The organism is Bradyrhizobium sp. ORS 375 (assembly GCF_000239775.1).
Lineage (GTDB): Bacteria > Pseudomonadota > Alphaproteobacteria > Rhizobiales > Xanthobacteraceae > Bradyrhizobium.
Genome location: NZ_CAFI01000139.1, coordinates 13,949 through 29,387, shown reverse-complemented (window position 1 = coordinate 29,387; position 15,439 = coordinate 13,949). Strand labels below are relative to the sequence as shown.

Genomic DNA, 15,439 nt, shown 5'->3' with positions numbered 1-15,439 from the left:
TCACACGGGCCATGTGTGACCCCGGATATCGCTTCGCTCATCCCGGCGACAGGCCAGCAGTAGATGCTAGGCTTTCGCCGACACCGCCATCGTGGACCGGCTCGGCTCGCGCTTCGCGGCATCGATCCGCCGCAGCAGCTCGATATATTTCAGTCCGATCTGATCCCAGCCATAGGCCTGCGCGGTCGTGCGCGCGCCGTCGCGGAGCCGCTGCATCAGGTCAGCGTCGGCAAAGGCGGCGGCGATCTTGGCCGCGATGTCGCCGCTGTCCATCTCGATGCGGAAGCCGTTGATGCCGTCGTGAAGATAATCCTCGATGCCGCCAACCGGCGTCGCGAACACCGGCAGCGCGCAGGCCATCGCCTCCATGCAGACCAGCGAGAACGTTTCATAGCTCGTCGGCAGCACGAAGGCGTCGGCGGCCGCGTAAAGCGCGGGCATATCGGCGCGCGCGCCTGCAAAGATGAGCCGGTCGCGCGCCTTGTTCGCAAGCTTCCTGTAGGGCGCAGGATTGTCCGAACCCACGACCAGCAGCCGGACATCGTCGCCGAGCTTCTCCAGCGCGCCGACGGCATGCGCCAGTCCCTTGCGGCTGAATTCGTGGCCGACGAACAGCAGCACGCGCGCCTCGGCGGGAATGTTGAACTCGCGGCGGATGGCTTGGCCAGCCCGCTCGTCGCGCTTGAACCGGTTGAGATCGATGCCGTTGGAGATGACATGAATGCGCGACGGCGGCACGTGATAAATGCGCTGGAGCTCGGACGTCACCCGCTCGGAGACGGCAACGAAGGCGCGATAGCGCAGGCCACCGATCATGAGGCGGTCGCGCAAGGCGACCCAGAGATGCATCGGATTGAGCAGCCAGCGCCAGCTACCGGCGGCGCGCTTCTCGGCAAGACTCTGCGCATTGACCGCATGCACGATCAGCATGTCGCCCTCGAGGCTGTCGCCATGGCTGATGATGACGGCGTCGGGATGACGCGCCAGCGCGCGCGTCGCCGCCAGCGTGAACAGCGGCACGACGATGGCGCGGCCGATGTGCCGGAACAATCCGCGGGTCGGGATTCGCGCCAGCCATGGCGCGACACGCTCGACCTTGATCGACTGTTCGAGATTCTCAGCGACCGCGCTCGCGAGCACGACGTTCGATAAACCATTCCGGCCGAAAACGCGCGCCAGCTCGATGGCGACGGTTTCCACGCCGCCGGCATTGCTTATCTCTTGAACGACCTGGACGATCTCAAAAGTCATTACGGACATCTACGGGATTAGACATTGCGACTTCGTTCCAATCTGCTGGTCATTAGCATAGCGCTGTTAACGTTTGGCTCGGCAATTCCAGGCCTTGCCGATGATGTGAACGGTTCCACGATTCGTGAGCGGATCGGCGGCGGTAATCTCGTGACGCATCTCGCCGGCAAGACCGCCCAGCTCTATCAGGCGCTGCACGGCGTCGGTGCCAGGATGGGGCGGATGGATTCCTATGGCTGGCGCACGCTCGCGCGGGTGCCGACGCCGCATGATTTCGACGCGGCGATGCTGGAGGCGCATAAGAACGGCATCACGCCGCTGATCCTGCTCGAATATGAGGGCAGCTATCAGACCCTGAATCCGCCGCAGCCAATCGGCTCCTATCAGGATTGGTTTGCCGCGGGACAGGCAATGGCCAAGCGGTTCCGGCCCGGCGGCGATTGGGGCCGGGAAAACGGTATTCCGGACTGGGGCGCGACGATCTTCACGGCGATCAACGAGCCCGACGTACAGGCCACGATCCCACGCAAGGACTATCACGACGCGTTGGCCGGACTGGCCGATGGCGTCCACAGCGTCGATCCCAAGCTGCGCGTGGTCCCCGGCGGCTTTGCGACCTGCAACTCGCACGGTGACGCCACGCTGCGCGGTTACGGCCCGGCGATCGCCGACCTGCTCGCGGACGGGCGGCTCGACGGCATCGACCTGCACACCTACTACAACGATCGCTGGTATCCGATGACCAGAGGACGCGAGTTCTCGGTGCAGACCTGCTTCGATCGCATCAAGCAGACGATGGGGCTGACCCGCGACGTCAACTTCTACAGCACGGAGTTCAACGTTGCGCGAGCGGGCGCCTGGGAGAGCGAGGAGACCGCCGCCAGATTGTTTCTGAGCGCGATCTGGGACCAGCTCGCCGTCGTCGGGAAGGATGGCCGCACGCCGATCTCGGTGATCGCATTCCCCTGGAATCTCGGCGACACGCCCGATGTCGACGGTCTCGCTTATGCGATGGCCAGCGGCAAGGATCCGTGGGTGCCGGAGGCGCGCAGCCTGGTGCTGAAGACCGTGCTGCAGCTCGCCGGACACATGAGAATCGTATCGGTCGACCGCCGCCTCGCGCTGGTCAGGCTGAGCGGAGCGGATGCCGACCTGATCGTCTGGCAGAACATTGCCGGTTGGACCGACCGGCCGGGCCGTGCGGTCGAGATCGAGCTGCCGCCCTGGGCGCGCAGCGTCGAGGTGTGGGGCTGGGACGGGCTGCAGCGTCGCATCGACGCCACGCCTGGCCGCTTCTTCGTCGACGGACTGAAGGCCAACGAGACCTACATGTTCCGCGTGCCGCGGCCGTGAGGAGCCACCACATGCCGGAGGACGGAGGCGGGGCGTCGCAGCCGTGAGTGTGGCATTCCGTTAACTCCAAAGTAACGCCCGCAACACGTGGTTCACTGCCGGGGGACCATTTTACGATAATTGCAGCCATGACCGATTCATCCTGCGCTTGCGTGCGCAGGCACATCGCTGGGGTGATGCTGGAATGCAGCCGATCAGGAAGGCTGAACGCGTGGGCGACGTCGCGATGCCGGCGCAGCCGGTCACCGGCGTGCGCATTCGCGAAATCAAGACTGAGGATCTGTCGGCGGTCGCCGCGCTGCTGACGCGCGGCTTTGCGTTCCGCAGCGAGGCCTATTGGCTGCGCGGGCTGGGACGTCACGCCGCGCGTCCACGGCCGGCGGGCTTCCCGGCCTTTGGCTACTGTCTCGACCATGAAGGCGTGCCGGTCGGTGTTATTCTGCTGCTGTTCTCGACCGTGCAAACCAGTGATGGCATGACGATCGTCAGGGCCAATGTCTCGAGCTGGTACGTCGAGCCGGCGTTCCGCGCCTTCAGCTCGATGCTGGTCCGCGCGGCGACGCGCGACAAGACCGTCACCTATTTCAACATCACGCCTGCGCCGCATACCTGGCCGCAGGTCGAGGCGCAGGGGTTCTCGGTCTACTGCAAGGGCCAGATCTATGCGGCGCTGGCTTTGTCCCGGCCGCGCGCCGGAGTGACCATCGGCGAGGCAGCCGCGAGTGTTGCCGGTCTGTCCGCGTATGAGGCCGATCTGCTGCGGCAGCATGCCGATTGGGGCTGCCTGAGCCTGGTCGCGCGGGAAGCGGATCGCGTCTCTCCGTTCGTGTTTCAGAAGCACCTCGTGAAGGATTTGCTGCCGGTCTACCGCCTGCTGTATTGTCGCGACATGGCCGACATCGTCCGCTTCGCCGGCAACATCGGGCGCTTTCTGCTGCGGCGCGGCGGCCTGCTGGTGCGGCTCGATGCAAACGAGCCCATGGAGGGTCTCGTCGGATGGTACTCGGACAAGCGTGGCCGCAAATACGTCAAAGGTCCGCACACACCCCGGCTCGGCGATCTCGCTTTCACCGAGGCGGCACTGTTCGATGCGTGAGGCGTGGGTAGGGTGCCCGCCTCGTCGGCCTCATGGGCACCGCGCGCCCGAGCGATGATGATGGGGGCGGGCATCGGCCGAAGCGGCGGACATCGCCGCCGTGAAACTAATCCGCTGCTGGCCGTGTGTCTTGTGCTGTCGATGGCGGGCCCGGCGGTTGTCGCGGCCGAGGAGCTCGTGGCTCCCGGCGCCGAGGACCGGCTCTCGCCGGACAGCATGATCTCGCGCGACGCCTGGCGGCAGAAGGTGCAGCAGGCGCGCGAACGCGCTGAGCAGGCCAGGCGGGAGTCGGCCGCGCGACCGCGCGAGCCTGCGCCGCCGCCGCCCTCACCCGAGCAGTTCGCGACCGAGCGGGTGCTCGGCGATGAGACGCTTCAGGCCGGCGACGTCGTATCGACCGGCAAAGGGCTGTTTTTGTTTCGCGGCCGGTCCGACGATGGCGGGTTGATCCTGCAGCCTTTGCCGCGGCCGCGCTAGCGGGCCGCGTGGCGTCTAGCAGGTCCAGAGCGCAACGGGGCCGGCGAACACGTCGTCGGTGCGCAGCACGCACACGCCCGGCCCCGCCTGAAGATCGGCCCGGGTCATGGTGCGCGAGGCATCGACGGCCGGCTTCAAGCCGATCGGCGACGTCAGCAGGCTGGCATGGGCCGATGACAGGCCGGCAATGAGAGCGGCCGTTGCAACAATCGTGAGCAGACGTTCTGACATTGGAAATCCCTCCGCCTCGCAGGCTAGGCGAAGGACTTTGAAATCCGCTTCAAACCTGCCTGCAAATTGCAGCAACGGCATTCACCCGCGATCAACCAAAGCGCCGGCTGACGGGCGAAGCAGATGTCGATCCAGAGCTGCCGAGGGGCGGTCTATGCGCCGCGTTCAACCTCCCGCAGCTCGACCCGGGCGGTCCGGATGATGAGGCCGTTGGCGAGGCCGGCCGGCTTATCGATCCAACAGAGCACCTCGACCAGATTCGCCGATCGGCGCTCGAACTGGCCGGTGTAGGATGTCCAGCTCGGAGCCGAGCTGCCGCGAACCCTGACGGGACCCGACAGCGTGAAGCGCTCCGGCTGGTGAAACGCGCCGCCGAAGAAAATCGCCGCGAGCTCCAAATCGACGTCGGCCGAGCTCGATGGCGGCAGGTCGATGGTGAGCGCGTCAGCGCCCAGCAGCCGGATCCTGAGGTGAGCCGGAAACGGCTGCGGCTCCGACCACGCCGAGATGCGAATCGTGACCACGTCGCCGCAGCAGATCGTCGTCTCCGGCCTGAGCGGGACCGCCAGCTGCACACGCGGTTTGTCGGCGGCCCAGATGGTGCCCGGCGCGGCGATGCCGGCAGGTGGGCCGGCGAGGCGGCGGCAATCGACATAGCTGGCATTGGCGAGCATCTCGGGAGAGGCGAGCCGGGTGAATTCGCAGTTCCGAAGCACCACATCCGTCAAGGGAAAGGCGAGGGCGGCCGCGGGCGCCTCGGCCGGACGAGCGCCCGCCGAGATGTTCATCGCCACCTGGCCCGCACCGCGCACGCTCTCGAGCCGGATGTTCTTCTGGCGCCCCTGGTAGAACCAGATCAGGTTGCGGTCGGGCCGCGCCGAGCGCGTCCGGATGTCGCAATCCCTGATCGTTACGTTCTGGACTTCACCGTTCGGGTGATCGTTGTGCAGGATGAAGCCGTGTGCGAATCCATTGCTCGGATCTGATGTATCGACCTTGACGTTGCTCATGGTCAGCCCGAGCTCGCCGAGCTGATAACGCTCGGGCTCGCGCACCCAATAGTCGAGCACTTTGTCGACCGATTTCGCTGTTACCTCGATGCTGTCGAACTGGTGCCCGCCGCTCATGACCTCGAACACGTTGCCGAGATCCGTGCCGGCTGCAGCGATCCGGATGTTGCGCAGCGCGGTTCGCCGCGAGAATTCCTGACAATAGAACACGGGATAGCGCTGCCCGGCGCGGGCTGCTCCGGCCATGTACACGTCGATGTCGTGAAAATTGGCGCGGATACAACCGGTCTCGATCTCGAAGACGGAGGCGCTCGTCTTGTCCGGACGCCAGGTCACCTCGGCGATGATGTCGTGAGCGGCGCTGCGGACGAAGCCGTTGAAGCACGCCAGCGCCATTCCGCTGGTCCAGCAATTCCTGATGAAGCTCTTGTAGCTGCCCTGAATGAAGAACGGGTAGCCGTCCTCACACTCGACGCGCAATCCCTCGATGCAATATTCCTGAACGATATCCTGCGTTACATTGGCGGCAACCAGACCTTGCCATCCGTCGTCGATGGCATCCTCCAGTATGAGGCGGTTGCTGGAGATGGCCGCGACCCGGTTCAACTCCACGTAGTAGGGAAGTACGTCTCCGGGCGTGACGATCGCATCCTTGGATCGGACGAGGACGATATCTCCCGGCTTGAAGTTGTTTGTTTCGGAAGCGGTTGCAAATGCGACCTCTCGATCGCCCGCTGTGACGTCGCTCACTGTGAAGTAGCGATAGCCCGCGTATGAGCTTCGCCCGAATGCGGCACCATTCGGACTTATGAATGCCGCATTGCTACCGATGATCACAGATGCGTGTCCATCTCCGAAATAACGAATGTTGTTACGTAAGGTTATGTTCTTTCCCACACGCGTCATTCGGTATCGCCCCGCCGGGAAGTACATGCTTCCGCCACCGAGACGCTCCAGATGCAGGCCGGCGTTTTCGATAGCCTGCCAGTCGTCCGCGACGCCGTCGCCCTTGGCGCCGAAGTCGCGGCGGACGTCGATGGTCGTCGCGGCCTGGACGCGCGGGCCGGCAGCGTCGGCGCCGCCTGCCAGCAAGGTCGCCGGACCGGCCGCAATCAGATCCCGTCTTCGCATGGGAGGCACCCGGTGAGTTGTTTGGTGACGAAATGTGAGAGGCATCGTTGGTGCGATGCAAAATCGGAGATTGGGCGAGTAGAGGTCAAGACTCAACTGATCAGAGGCGGTGCCGCACATGTTAGGCCCCGTGATCGAGCGGGGTCTCCCGCCGGTTATTTTGCTGATTATGTCTCGATCCAGGTGCGGCGTACTGCCCTGCGCGCGAGTGACGCGATGTCTTCGTGGATTGGTCGCTTCAAAGCCATAACAGAATGGTTATTTTTACTGGGCTGTGATAAGTTACCGCTCGCAACTTATGGCGGTATTGCGTCGACTGTAAGCCTGATGGGTTGTAGATGATAAGTATCCGCCAAAGATTGGTCTCATGAAGAAACACTCCTACCAGGAAATCATGCAAAAGCTGGCTCAGGCGGACGAAATGGTCCGGGCCGGCAAGTCCCAGGTGGAAATTTGCGATGCGCTGGGCGTCAGCGTCATGACGTTCCATCGGTGGCGCAAGCTGCGGTCGCGTGCCCCCGAGCCGAAGCAGGTGTCCTCGATCGAGGCGCCGCTCGAGCCGCTGCTGCCGACAGCGACGCCGACGCTGGCCGACATGCGCCGGGTCCTGGAGGATCTCACCGCCGAGAACCGGCGGCTGCGGAAGATCGTGACCGACCTGCTGCTGGAGAAGGCCCGCATCGAGGAGCAGGCCCCGATTCCGTCGGCGAAGCTCGAGCATCAGAGCCACTGACCGACCCCCGACGCCTTCGGCGCGTCCCGCTGGGCAGGGCGGCCGTCGAGAGCAGTTGTATTCGAGAGTCGCTAGGCGGCCCTCATTAAGGAAGCGTAACCACGCGCCTCGGGTTTTGAGCCAAATTGCGCGGCGGCTCCGAACGTCATCCTAATCCGCCTCAGCTAGCTTTCCTGCAGGAATGCGGGGAGTTGTGCGATGGGACGGAAGCTTCAAATCTACGCAGTGGCGCTGTTTGCCTTTTTGTTGGGCGTCAGCCAGAGCGTGCAGGCCGCCATGATCGGCATGCCGTTGAACCTGAAATATCAGCTCGACCGCATCAGGCTCGACGCGCCGGCGCTGCCTCCGATGGCGCATATCAAGTTCTGCATGGCCTATCCGGCGGATTGCCGGTCGAACGGAATGGTGTTTCGCGGCGGCGGCATCGATCTGACCGCCGATCGCTACGCGGAGCTCGTCAAGGTCAATGCCGAGGTGAACCGCTCGATCGTTCCGACCAGGAATACACGCGGTGTCGCAGCCGAGGAGTGGGTGGTCGGCCCGTCGCATGGCGACTGCAATGACTACGCGGTGACCAAGCGCCACGCGCTGCTGCAGCGCGGCTGGCCGGCGCGGGCGCTGCTGCTGGCGGAGGTCGTGACGAACTGGGGCGAGCACCATCTGGTGCTGGTGGTGCGAACCCGCTCGGGCGATGTCGTCGTCGACAACCTCAACGCCAATGTCAGGCCGTGGTCGAAGACCAACTACCGCTGGGTGCGGGTGCAATCACCCTCCAATCCTCGCTACTGGTCGAGCGTCGCAGGCTCCACGGCCTGAGACGAGCAGCCCGATCAGCTCTCGGCTGAGCGGCGCTGGGCGAGGCCGATGCCGACCAGAACGGCCACGACGATCTGCGGCGCTGCTCCCGTCAGGCCAGGGTCCGAGAAGCTTCGGATCATGATCAGGGCGATGACCGCCGCTGCGCACGCGGGATAGTGCCGGTCGCGGCCGCGCCGTGCGGCTCCCGCGAGAAGCTTCAACGCCAGAAACAGGCCGGCTGCCAGCAAGGCCATGCCGCCGACTGCTCCAAATTCCACGTAAGCCTCGATGGCGGCCGAGGGCGGTCTGTGCCCCGCGCGGGATCCGTAAGCCGCCGCGATGAAGTCAAGGGTGCCTGCGCCCGTCCCGAGCGGCGGCGTGTCTGCCAGCATCCGCTGCGCGTCCTGGGCTGTCATCGCGCGGTCCTGCCGGGCCGTGGCCATCGACGTCAATGCCGCGCCCGCATCCCGACCTGTCCCGAACGCCAGGGCAATGGCGAGCAGTGTCGTAGCCGTCGTGATCGCCAGCACGACGCGGCCGCCGATCCGCGGCAGCGGCAGGCGTGCTGCCAGCAGGCAGAGAATGATCCCAGCCGCGGTGGCGATGAGGCCGACGACGCCCGGTTGGCTCAGCTGCGCCAGCACGCCCGCAGCGGCCAGCAGCGCGGCAAGTGCGAGCGTGATCGGACGAGACGAACCTGGTGTGTCCGTGGATGCCCTGCGGCCGAAGGCTGCCACGCCCAGGGCTGTCGCCACCACAACACCGAGGCTGCCGAGGAGGCTCAATATGGGGCGATGGTCGCTCTCGATCAGCGACAGCCAGCCGCCAGCCATCAGCAGCGCCAGCATGATCAGAATCGTCAGGCCAGCTGCGCGAAGCAGCCAGAAGGCGTCGCGGCGGTCGCCGGCGACCAGGGTCGTTGCTGTCGCCAGGGCGATCAATGCGATCAGGCTCGCCAAACTTGAGAGGGTTGCGCCGGGCACGAGACTGATGGAGCGACCGAGGTCGACGCGCAGGGCTTGGGACGCCTGGTTCCAGATCGGAGATGTCAGGAGGGACGGCGCCCATGGGGCCAGCTGCAGGACCGGGATGGCGGTGAGGATCGCGGCCATCGGCGCGGCGGCCCGGAAGCCGACCCACGTTCGGCTCAATGACGCTCTGCTGGCGGTCAGCAACATGGCGATGCCGACGGCGGCTGCAGCGGCGCTGAAGCACCAGTCAGCGATCTCCCCGAAAAGCACTGCGGGCGCGACCAGCACCAGCACAAAGACTGCAGCTCGCGTGCCCACGGGACTCCGTCTTAATTTGCCTGCGCCAGGCGCATTGCGCATCACCGGCACAAAAGCCGCTGCCGCAACCCTTCTAGCCCGCCTGTTGCCGGGAGCCCAATTGCGGATGATCGCCGCACACTGCCGAGCGCGCGGACGATTCGTCGCCTGGACCATTTCATCATGGTTAACAGCGGGTTGCGCGGCTGTGATGAATCTGCAACGTTTTATCTGTTAATAACATTCGGGCTCCCTGTTGCGTCCGCCATATCTGTTCAGCTGCGACAGGGCATGTTACCGCTAGCGTGTTTTTGGGGGAACCATGGCCATTTTGCGGCTTGTGCGTCTGGGATTTGTGGCAACCGTGGCATCGATGGCCGCGGCCTGCACGATGATGCCAGCCAGTGGCCCCAACCAGGACGCCGTCCGCACCTCCGAGGCCGGCAGCGAGCTGAGCCTCCCTTACGCGCTGATCAAGGTGACGCCCGAGGTCGAGCGCGTGCTGGCGTCCTACGCGCCGCGGCTGACCGATTCCGCCACCCAATCCTTCAAGCGGGCCCCGGCGGAAATCCGCTTCGGCGTGGGCGACGTCGTCAGCGTCACCATCTTCGAAGCCGCGGCGGGTGGTCTGTTCATTCCGATCGAGGCCGGCGTTCGTCCCGGCAACTACGTCACGATCCCGAACCAGAACGTCGACCACAACGGCTTCATCTCCGTGCCCTACGCCGGCACGATCCGCGCCAAGGGGCGAACGCCGACCGAGGTGCAGCAGGCCATCGTCGACTCGCTCAAGAACAGGGCGATCGAGCCGCAGGCGGTCGTCACCCTGGTCGAGCAGAGAACGTCGCTGATCAGCGTGCTAGGCGAGGTCAACGCGCCCTCGCGCTTCCCGGCGAACGCGGCCGGCGAACGCATGCTGGATGCGATCACCCGCGCCGGCGGACCGAAGGGCCAGGGCTTCGATACCTGGGTGATGCTCGAGCGCGAGGGCCGGCGCACCACGATCCCGTTCGGTCAGCTGGTCTATGAGCCGACCAACAATGTCTACATTCAGCCGAACGACACCATCTACGTCTATCGCGAGCCGCAGACCTTCGTGGCGTTCGGCGCATCCGGCGCGCAGGGCCAGTTCAACTTCGATGCCTGGCGGATCTCGCTCGCCGAAGGCGTCGCGAAAGCCGGCGGCCTGAACGATTCAACGGCAGATCCTGCGGCAGTCTTCCTTTATCGCGGCGAGAGCCGCGAGGTGGCGCAGCAGCTCGGCATCGATACCGCGCGCTTTCCGGGCCCGGTCGTTCCCGTCATCTACAATGTGAACTTCCGCGATCCCAGCAGCTACTTCATGGCCACCAAGTTCCAGATGCGGAACAAGGACGTCGTGTATATCTCGAACGCGCAGTCGGTCGAATCCGCCAAGATCATGCAGTACATCCGGCTGGTGACCGCGACCGTGAACGACCCGATCGTGGCTGCGGCCAACGCGACGGCGCTGCGGACAGCGATCAAGACGGCTCCCTGATCCCTGCGCGGACACGACCATGTCCGCCGCCGCTGACAAGTTGACGAGGATGCGCTCAAACGAGGCTGCGTCGGCCGCCGTTGGCGTCAATCGGATCGCCTGCTGGCTGCTTGCCGGCATCGCCGCTCTCGCGCCTTTTCCCTACGCCGGGACCGATCCGACTACGCTCGCCGTGCTCGCCGGCATGATTGGCCTTGCCGTCGCATTCTGCCGTCCGACGTTGCGGGATCGCGGCAACGGGCTGCTGATTGCGCTCGGACTGCTGATCATCGCGCTGTATGCGGTCGTTCTTCACGAGCAGCTCAGCCTGCATCCATGGCTCGGCCTTTCGCCGGATCCGGCATGGCGCCAGGCATTGCAACTGCTCGGGTCAGAGCCGGCTGCGCCGCTGTCGCTCGTCCGAGACCAGCCGGTCTTTGCTCTGGGCGCGCCGCTCGCCTGCCTCGGCGTGCTGGCCTGCGCCGTCGTGGTTGCCTCCTCACCGACGCATGCGGAGCTGCTGCTCAAGGCCGTGGCCTGGTCCGGTCTCGCCTATGCGCTCTATGGTCTCGCCGCCTATCTGGTCGATCCCTCGGTGGTGCTGCTGCGCGACAAGGTGCTCGACCGCAACGTGCTCAACGCCACTTTTCCCAACCGCAACACGGCCGCGCTGTATTTCGGCTGCTGCGCCGTGCTCTGGGAATTGCTCCTGCTGCGGCGGCTGAGCGCGCGCGGAGCCTTAGAGGCCGGCTGGCGATCGCTGCGGGCCGTGACCTGGGACCGCAAGCTCGTGCTGGCCGCAGCGGCCACGCTGATCTGCCTGACCTGCGTCATGCTGACGGGCTCGCGCGCCGGTCTCGTCATCTCGCTCGCCGGAGGTCTCGGCGCAGCGTCGCTGGTGCTGCGTCGACAATTTGCCTCCTGGCGAGGTGTGCTGTGGGGGCTGGCGCCAGCGGTCGTCATCATCCTGGCGGCGCTCGCGGTGCTCGGCGGGCAGGTGACGGAGCGGATCGGCGCGCATGGCCTGGAAGGCGGCGGCCGGCTGGAGACCTACGCTGCGACGTGGCGGATGATCCAGGATCATCCGCTCGTCGGTGCCGGCCTGGGATCCTTCCGCTATGTGTTTCCGCGGTACCGCGATGTAGATGCTTCGATCTGGGGGATCTGGGATCGGGCGCACAGCACCCCGCTCGAATTGGCTGCCGAGATGGGCCTGCCGCTCGCCGTCGTCGTGTGCGTCGCGTGGGGCGTCGTCCTGGTGCTGCTGGCGCGAGGGGCGGTGACGCGCCGCACCGGTGGGATTTTCCCGATCGCAGGCCTGATCTGCGGCGGCATGGCGGTCCTGCATTCCCTGGTGGACTTTTCTCTGCAGATTCCTGGCTTCGCCATTCCGGTCCTGACCCTGATGGGGGTGGGTCTGGCTCAGCGCCACCGCTCCGGCGGGCGCCGAGCGCCATAAAGGTTAACTTTTTGTGGCGCCGCAGAGCCGCCGGCGGGGCACCATGTACCTTTGCCTGAGCGAACGGCCCGTGTTATGAAACGATAAGTTATGAATATGTTAGGCTTTTGTGAAGGAGACGGGCTTTGAGAAACGTCAGGTCCTCGATCGTTGCAGCCGCGTCCCTGGCGTTCGCCTCGGCCGCGCTCACGGGCGTCATCCTGCCTGTGTCCGTCATGGCCCAGCAGCAGAGCATCGCGCAGCGCTTTCTCGCCAATCCTGGCCAGGTTCTGCAGCAGAATCCGGATGGCGGCACGGCGATGGTGTCGCTGCTGCGCGAGGTCGCGATCTCCGATCCCGGCAGCCTGAATGCGATCCTCGGCCTCATTCCCAATGCCAACAAGGCGCAGAAGACCGCGATCGGCAACGCGCTCGGACAGGCGGCCAAGGTGGTCGTGAAGACCAATCAGGCCTACGCCAACCAGATCCTCACGGCGATCGCTGAGACCAAGGACCAGGACGTCTTCCTGGCCTATTCCGGCGGTGCAAACGATCAGGGCACGGCGGCGACCGGTGGCGGCGGTGCCGGCGCCGGCGGTGCGGCCGGTGGTCAGACCAACGCGTTGGGCGGCACGCCGACCAGCACGGGCTCGGCGCAGAACATCGGCGGCGGCAGCACGCCGACCGGTAATTTCACCTACAATCCGTCGACGACCGGTACCGGCTCGTCCACCGGTGCGGTCACCACCTCGACCTTTACGATTTCGACCACGACGTCCCCATAAGCTACGTCAGGCCTGCAGCAACAATAATGGATGCGCTCTGATGCGGCGAGGCGCAGAGCGGGATGGACCAGTCCGCGGCCGACGACATGCGAGTTCGCGATGAACGTTCTTCCTAATCTCGACCGCATCGTCCCGACGGTCGCGCGTGCGGCCGCCGAGCAGGTGGTCTCGTCGGCCGAGATGCTGACGAGCCTCAGCGGCTTCCTGCGGCGTCAGTATCAGTTCATTCTCGTTGTGATCGCCGCCTGCCTGTGTCTCGGCGTCGGCTACTACATGGCGACGCCCTCGACCTACACGGCGACGGCGAGCCTGATCATCGACAGCCGCAAGAACCAGCTGTTCCAGCAGCAGTCCGTGCTCGGCGACATCCCGATCGACAGCGCCTCGGTCGAGAGCCAGGTCCAGATCATCAAGTCCGAGACCATCGCACTCGCGGTCATCAAGGACCTGCGACTGACGGACGATTCCGAATTCGCCGGCTCGCCCGGGCTGATCGGCACCGTCACCGGCTGGATCGGCGACGTGCTCGGCAGCGACCGCAGCCGCTCGGAGTTCGACAAGCTCAGGCGCACGACCGAGAGCTTCGCCAACCGCCTGACCGTCCGCCGCGTCGGCCTGACCTACATCATCGAGATCGGCTTCCGCTCACTGTCGCCCGATCGTGCCGCCCAGATCGCCAATGCGGTCGCCGATGCCTATGTCGTCGATCAGCTCGACGCCAAGTACAAGGCGACCAAGCGCGCCACCTCGTGGCTGCAGGACCGCATCAAGGAGCTGCGCGAGCAGGCCTCCGCCGCCGAGCGTGCGGTGGTCAACTTCAAGGCGCAGAACAACATCGTCGAATCCGGCGGCCGGCTGATGAACGAGCAGCAGCTGGCGGAGCTCAACAGCCAGATGGTCGTCGCCAAGACCCAGGTCTCGGAAGCCAAGGCGCGGCTCGATCGCATCGAAGCCGTGCTGCTCGCCGACAATCCCGAGTCCACCGTGGATGGAACGGTTGCCGACACGCTGAACAGCCAGGTCGTGTCGAAGCTGCGCTCGCAATATCTCGATCTGGCGACCCGCGAGGCGGACTGGTCGGCGCGCTACGGCCGCAACCATCTCGCTGCCGTGAACCTGCGCAACCAGATGGCGGGCATCCGCAGCTCGATCATGGACGAGCTGCGGCGTCTGGCGGAGTCCTACAAGAGCGATCTCGAGATCGCGAACCAGCGCGCCGCCTCGATCGAGAAGCAGGTCGATCAGGCGGTCTCGGCGTCACGGGTGACCAACGAGGCTCAGGTGTCCCTGCGGGACCTCGAGAGCAAGTCGCAGAGCTATCGCGCGCTGCACGACAACTTCCTGCAGCGCTACATGGAGTCGGTGCAGCAGCAATCATTCCCGATCACGGAGGCGCGCATCATCACCCAGGCCTCGCGGCCGCTGAAGCCGAGCGCGCCGAAGCTGAGCATCGTGCTGTCGATCGCCGGCGCGGCAGGCCTGTTGTTCGGCTTCGGCCTGGGACGGCTGCGCGACCTCTCCGACCGCGTGTTCCGCACCACCGACGAGGTCGAGGCACAGCTGCAGGCGCATTGCCTGGCGATCCTGCCGCGCATCGAGCCGCAGCTCAACCTGCCGGCCCCGACGGGTCCGCGCGGGCCGCGCCAAGTCGTTCCCGACGGTGGGCTGTACTGGCACGTCGTGCACAATCCGTTCTCGGGCTTCACCGAGTCCGTTCGGGCCATCAAGGTCGCCGCCGATATCGCTGCGCGCAACGGCGCCGGCCGCGTCATCGGCTTCACCTCGTCGCTGCCCAACGAGGGCAAGTCCACGGTGGCCGCCGGCTTCGCCGAGCTGCTGGCGCAGAGCGGCGCCCGGACGATCCTGATCGACGGCGATCTGCGTAATCCCTCGCTGACGCGCGGCCTGATGCCGGAGGCAGAGGTCGGCGTGCTCGAGGTGCTCTCCGGTAAGCGCGACATGTCGCAGGTGATGTGGCGCGAGCCCGAGACCGGACTCGACATGTTGCCCGCCGTGATCCCGTCCCGTCATGCCCAGACCAGCGACGTGCTGGCGTCGGCCGCGATGCGCAACCTGATCGACGATCTGCGCAAGCGCTACGACTACGTCGTCGTCGATCTCTCGCCGCTCGCGCCGGTGGTCGACGTCCGCACCACGACGGGGCTGATCGATTCCTACGTCTTCGTCGTCGAGTGGGGCCGCACCAAGACCGACGTCGTGCAGCACGCGATGAATTCCGCGCGGCATCTGCGCGAGCAGCTGCTCGGCGTCGTGCTCAACAAGGCCGAGCTCAAGCAGATGTCCAGATACGGCTATGGCGGCTACTATCGCAACGACTACTACCGCCGTTACGGCTATTCCGAGTAGGCC

13 protein-coding genes are annotated in these 15,439 nt (G+C 65.5%); 9 read left to right on the top strand and 4 right to left on the bottom strand.

What is annotated here, in order from left to right; all coding sequences use genetic code 11:
• Positions 1 to 66: 66 nt before the first annotated feature.
• A complete protein-coding gene (locus BRAO375_RS12120) occupies positions 67 to 1,251 on the bottom strand; it encodes a glycosyltransferase family 4 protein (protein ID WP_009027760.1) in 1,185 nt (394 codons plus the stop codon).
• 105 nt (positions 1,252 to 1,356) lie between these two features.
• On the opposite strand from BRAO375_RS12120, the gene BRAO375_RS12115 reads away from it, so the two are divergent.
• From BRAO375_RS12115 to BRAO375_RS12105, 3 genes are all read left to right on the top strand, one after another.
• On the top strand, positions 1,357 to 2,604 hold the full coding sequence (locus tag BRAO375_RS12115) for a type 1 periplasmic-binding domain-containing protein (RefSeq protein WP_035640092.1): 1,248 nt from the start codon (positions 1,357 to 1,359) through the stop codon (positions 2,602 to 2,604).
• A 184-nt stretch (positions 2,605 to 2,788) separates the two neighbouring features.
• On the top strand, positions 2,789 to 3,700 hold the full coding sequence (locus BRAO375_RS12110; RefSeq protein ID WP_009027758.1) for a hypothetical protein: 912 nt from the start codon (positions 2,789 to 2,791) through the stop codon (positions 3,698 to 3,700).
• A 54-nt stretch (positions 3,701 to 3,754) separates the two neighbouring features.
• Positions 3,755 to 4,177 (top strand): hypothetical protein, encoded by a 423-nt coding sequence (locus tag BRAO375_RS12105; RefSeq protein ID WP_139031362.1) that lies wholly within the window; start codon positions 3,755 to 3,757, stop codon positions 4,175 to 4,177.
• Between the two features lie 15 nt (positions 4,178 to 4,192).
• On the opposite strand, the gene BRAO375_RS12100 is transcribed toward BRAO375_RS12105, so the two are convergent.
• Together BRAO375_RS12100 and BRAO375_RS12095 are read right to left on the bottom strand one after the other, a co-directional pair.
• Entirely contained in the window at positions 4,193 to 4,408 is a 216-nt protein-coding gene (locus BRAO375_RS12100) for a hypothetical protein (RefSeq protein WP_009027756.1), read from the bottom strand.
• Positions 4,409 to 4,560: 152 nt separating this feature from the next.
• On the bottom strand, positions 4,561 to 6,669 hold the full coding sequence (locus BRAO375_RS12095; RefSeq protein ID WP_139031361.1) for a glycosyl hydrolase family 28-related protein: 2,109 nt from the start codon (positions 6,667 to 6,669) through the stop codon (positions 4,561 to 4,563).
• Positions 6,670 to 6,916: 247 nt separating this feature from the next.
• Between BRAO375_RS12095 and BRAO375_RS12090 the strand changes: the two genes are divergently transcribed.
• Both BRAO375_RS12090 and BRAO375_RS12085 read left to right on the top strand, forming a co-directional pair.
• The gene (locus BRAO375_RS12090) at positions 6,917 to 7,282 is read left to right on the top strand and encodes a helix-turn-helix domain-containing protein (RefSeq protein WP_009027754.1); all 366 of its coding nucleotides are present in this window, start codon (positions 6,917 to 6,919) and stop codon (positions 7,280 to 7,282) included.
• Between the two features lie 198 nt (positions 7,283 to 7,480).
• A complete protein-coding gene (locus BRAO375_RS12085; protein ID WP_009027753.1) occupies positions 7,481 to 8,098 on the top strand; it encodes a transglutaminase-like cysteine peptidase in 618 nt (205 codons plus the stop codon).
• 14 nt (positions 8,099 to 8,112) lie between these two features.
• Here BRAO375_RS12085 and BRAO375_RS12080 read toward each other — a convergent pair whose 3' ends face one another.
• Entirely contained in the window at positions 8,113 to 9,345 is a 1,233-nt protein-coding gene (locus BRAO375_RS12080; RefSeq protein WP_035640090.1) for a hypothetical protein, read from the bottom strand.
• A 325-nt stretch (positions 9,346 to 9,670) separates the two neighbouring features.
• Between BRAO375_RS12080 and BRAO375_RS12075 the strand changes: the two genes are divergently transcribed.
• From BRAO375_RS12075 to BRAO375_RS12060, 4 genes are all read left to right on the top strand, one after another.
• Positions 9,671 to 10,867, top strand: a complete 1,197-nt coding sequence (locus tag BRAO375_RS12075) for a polysaccharide biosynthesis/export family protein (RefSeq protein WP_009027751.1) — start codon at positions 9,671 to 9,673, stop codon at positions 10,865 to 10,867.
• Between the two features lie 19 nt (positions 10,868 to 10,886).
• The gene (locus tag BRAO375_RS12070) at positions 10,887 to 12,305 is read left to right on the top strand and encodes an O-antigen ligase family protein (RefSeq protein WP_009027750.1); all 1,419 of its coding nucleotides are present in this window, start codon (positions 10,887 to 10,889) and stop codon (positions 12,303 to 12,305) included.
• A 125-nt stretch (positions 12,306 to 12,430) separates the two neighbouring features.
• Positions 12,431 to 13,069, top strand: coding sequence for a hypothetical protein (locus tag BRAO375_RS12065; RefSeq protein WP_009027749.1), 639 nt, complete (start codon positions 12,431 to 12,433; stop codon positions 13,067 to 13,069).
• A gap of 99 nt (positions 13,070 to 13,168) precedes the next feature.
• Positions 13,169 to 15,436: a polysaccharide biosynthesis tyrosine autokinase gene (locus tag BRAO375_RS12060; RefSeq protein WP_009027748.1), complete on the top strand. Its 2,268-nt coding sequence runs from the start codon at positions 13,169 to 13,171 to the stop codon at positions 15,434 to 15,436.
• The last annotated feature ends 3 nt before the right edge of the window (positions 15,437 to 15,439 follow it).

Coding starts and splice junctions, on each gene's coding strand:
- BRAO375_RS12085 (WP_009027753.1), top strand. CDS start 7,481: ATGGGACGGAAGCTTCAAATCTACGCAGTGGCGCTGTTTGCCTTTTTG.
- BRAO375_RS12105 (WP_139031362.1), top strand. CDS start 3,755: ATGATGATGGGGGCGGGCATCGGCCGAAGCGGCGGACATCGCCGCCGT.
- BRAO375_RS12100 (WP_009027756.1), bottom strand. CDS start 4,408: ATGTCAGAACGTCTGCTCACGATTGTTGCAACGGCCGCTCTCATTGCC.
- BRAO375_RS12110 (WP_009027758.1), top strand. CDS start 2,789: ATGCAGCCGATCAGGAAGGCTGAACGCGTGGGCGACGTCGCGATGCCG.
- BRAO375_RS12070 (WP_009027750.1), top strand. CDS start 10,887: ATGTCCGCCGCCGCTGACAAGTTGACGAGGATGCGCTCAAACGAGGCT.
- BRAO375_RS12060 (WP_009027748.1), top strand. CDS start 13,169: ATGAACGTTCTTCCTAATCTCGACCGCATCGTCCCGACGGTCGCGCGT.
- BRAO375_RS12095 (WP_139031361.1), bottom strand. CDS start 6,669: ATGTGCGGCACCGCCTCTGATCAGTTGAGTCTTGACCTCTACTCGCCC.
- BRAO375_RS12090 (WP_009027754.1), top strand. CDS start 6,917: ATGAAGAAACACTCCTACCAGGAAATCATGCAAAAGCTGGCTCAGGCG.
- BRAO375_RS12075 (WP_009027751.1), top strand. CDS start 9,671: ATGGCCATTTTGCGGCTTGTGCGTCTGGGATTTGTGGCAACCGTGGCA.
- BRAO375_RS12120 (WP_009027760.1), bottom strand. CDS start 1,251: ATGACTTTTGAGATCGTCCAGGTCGTTCAAGAGATAAGCAATGCCGGC.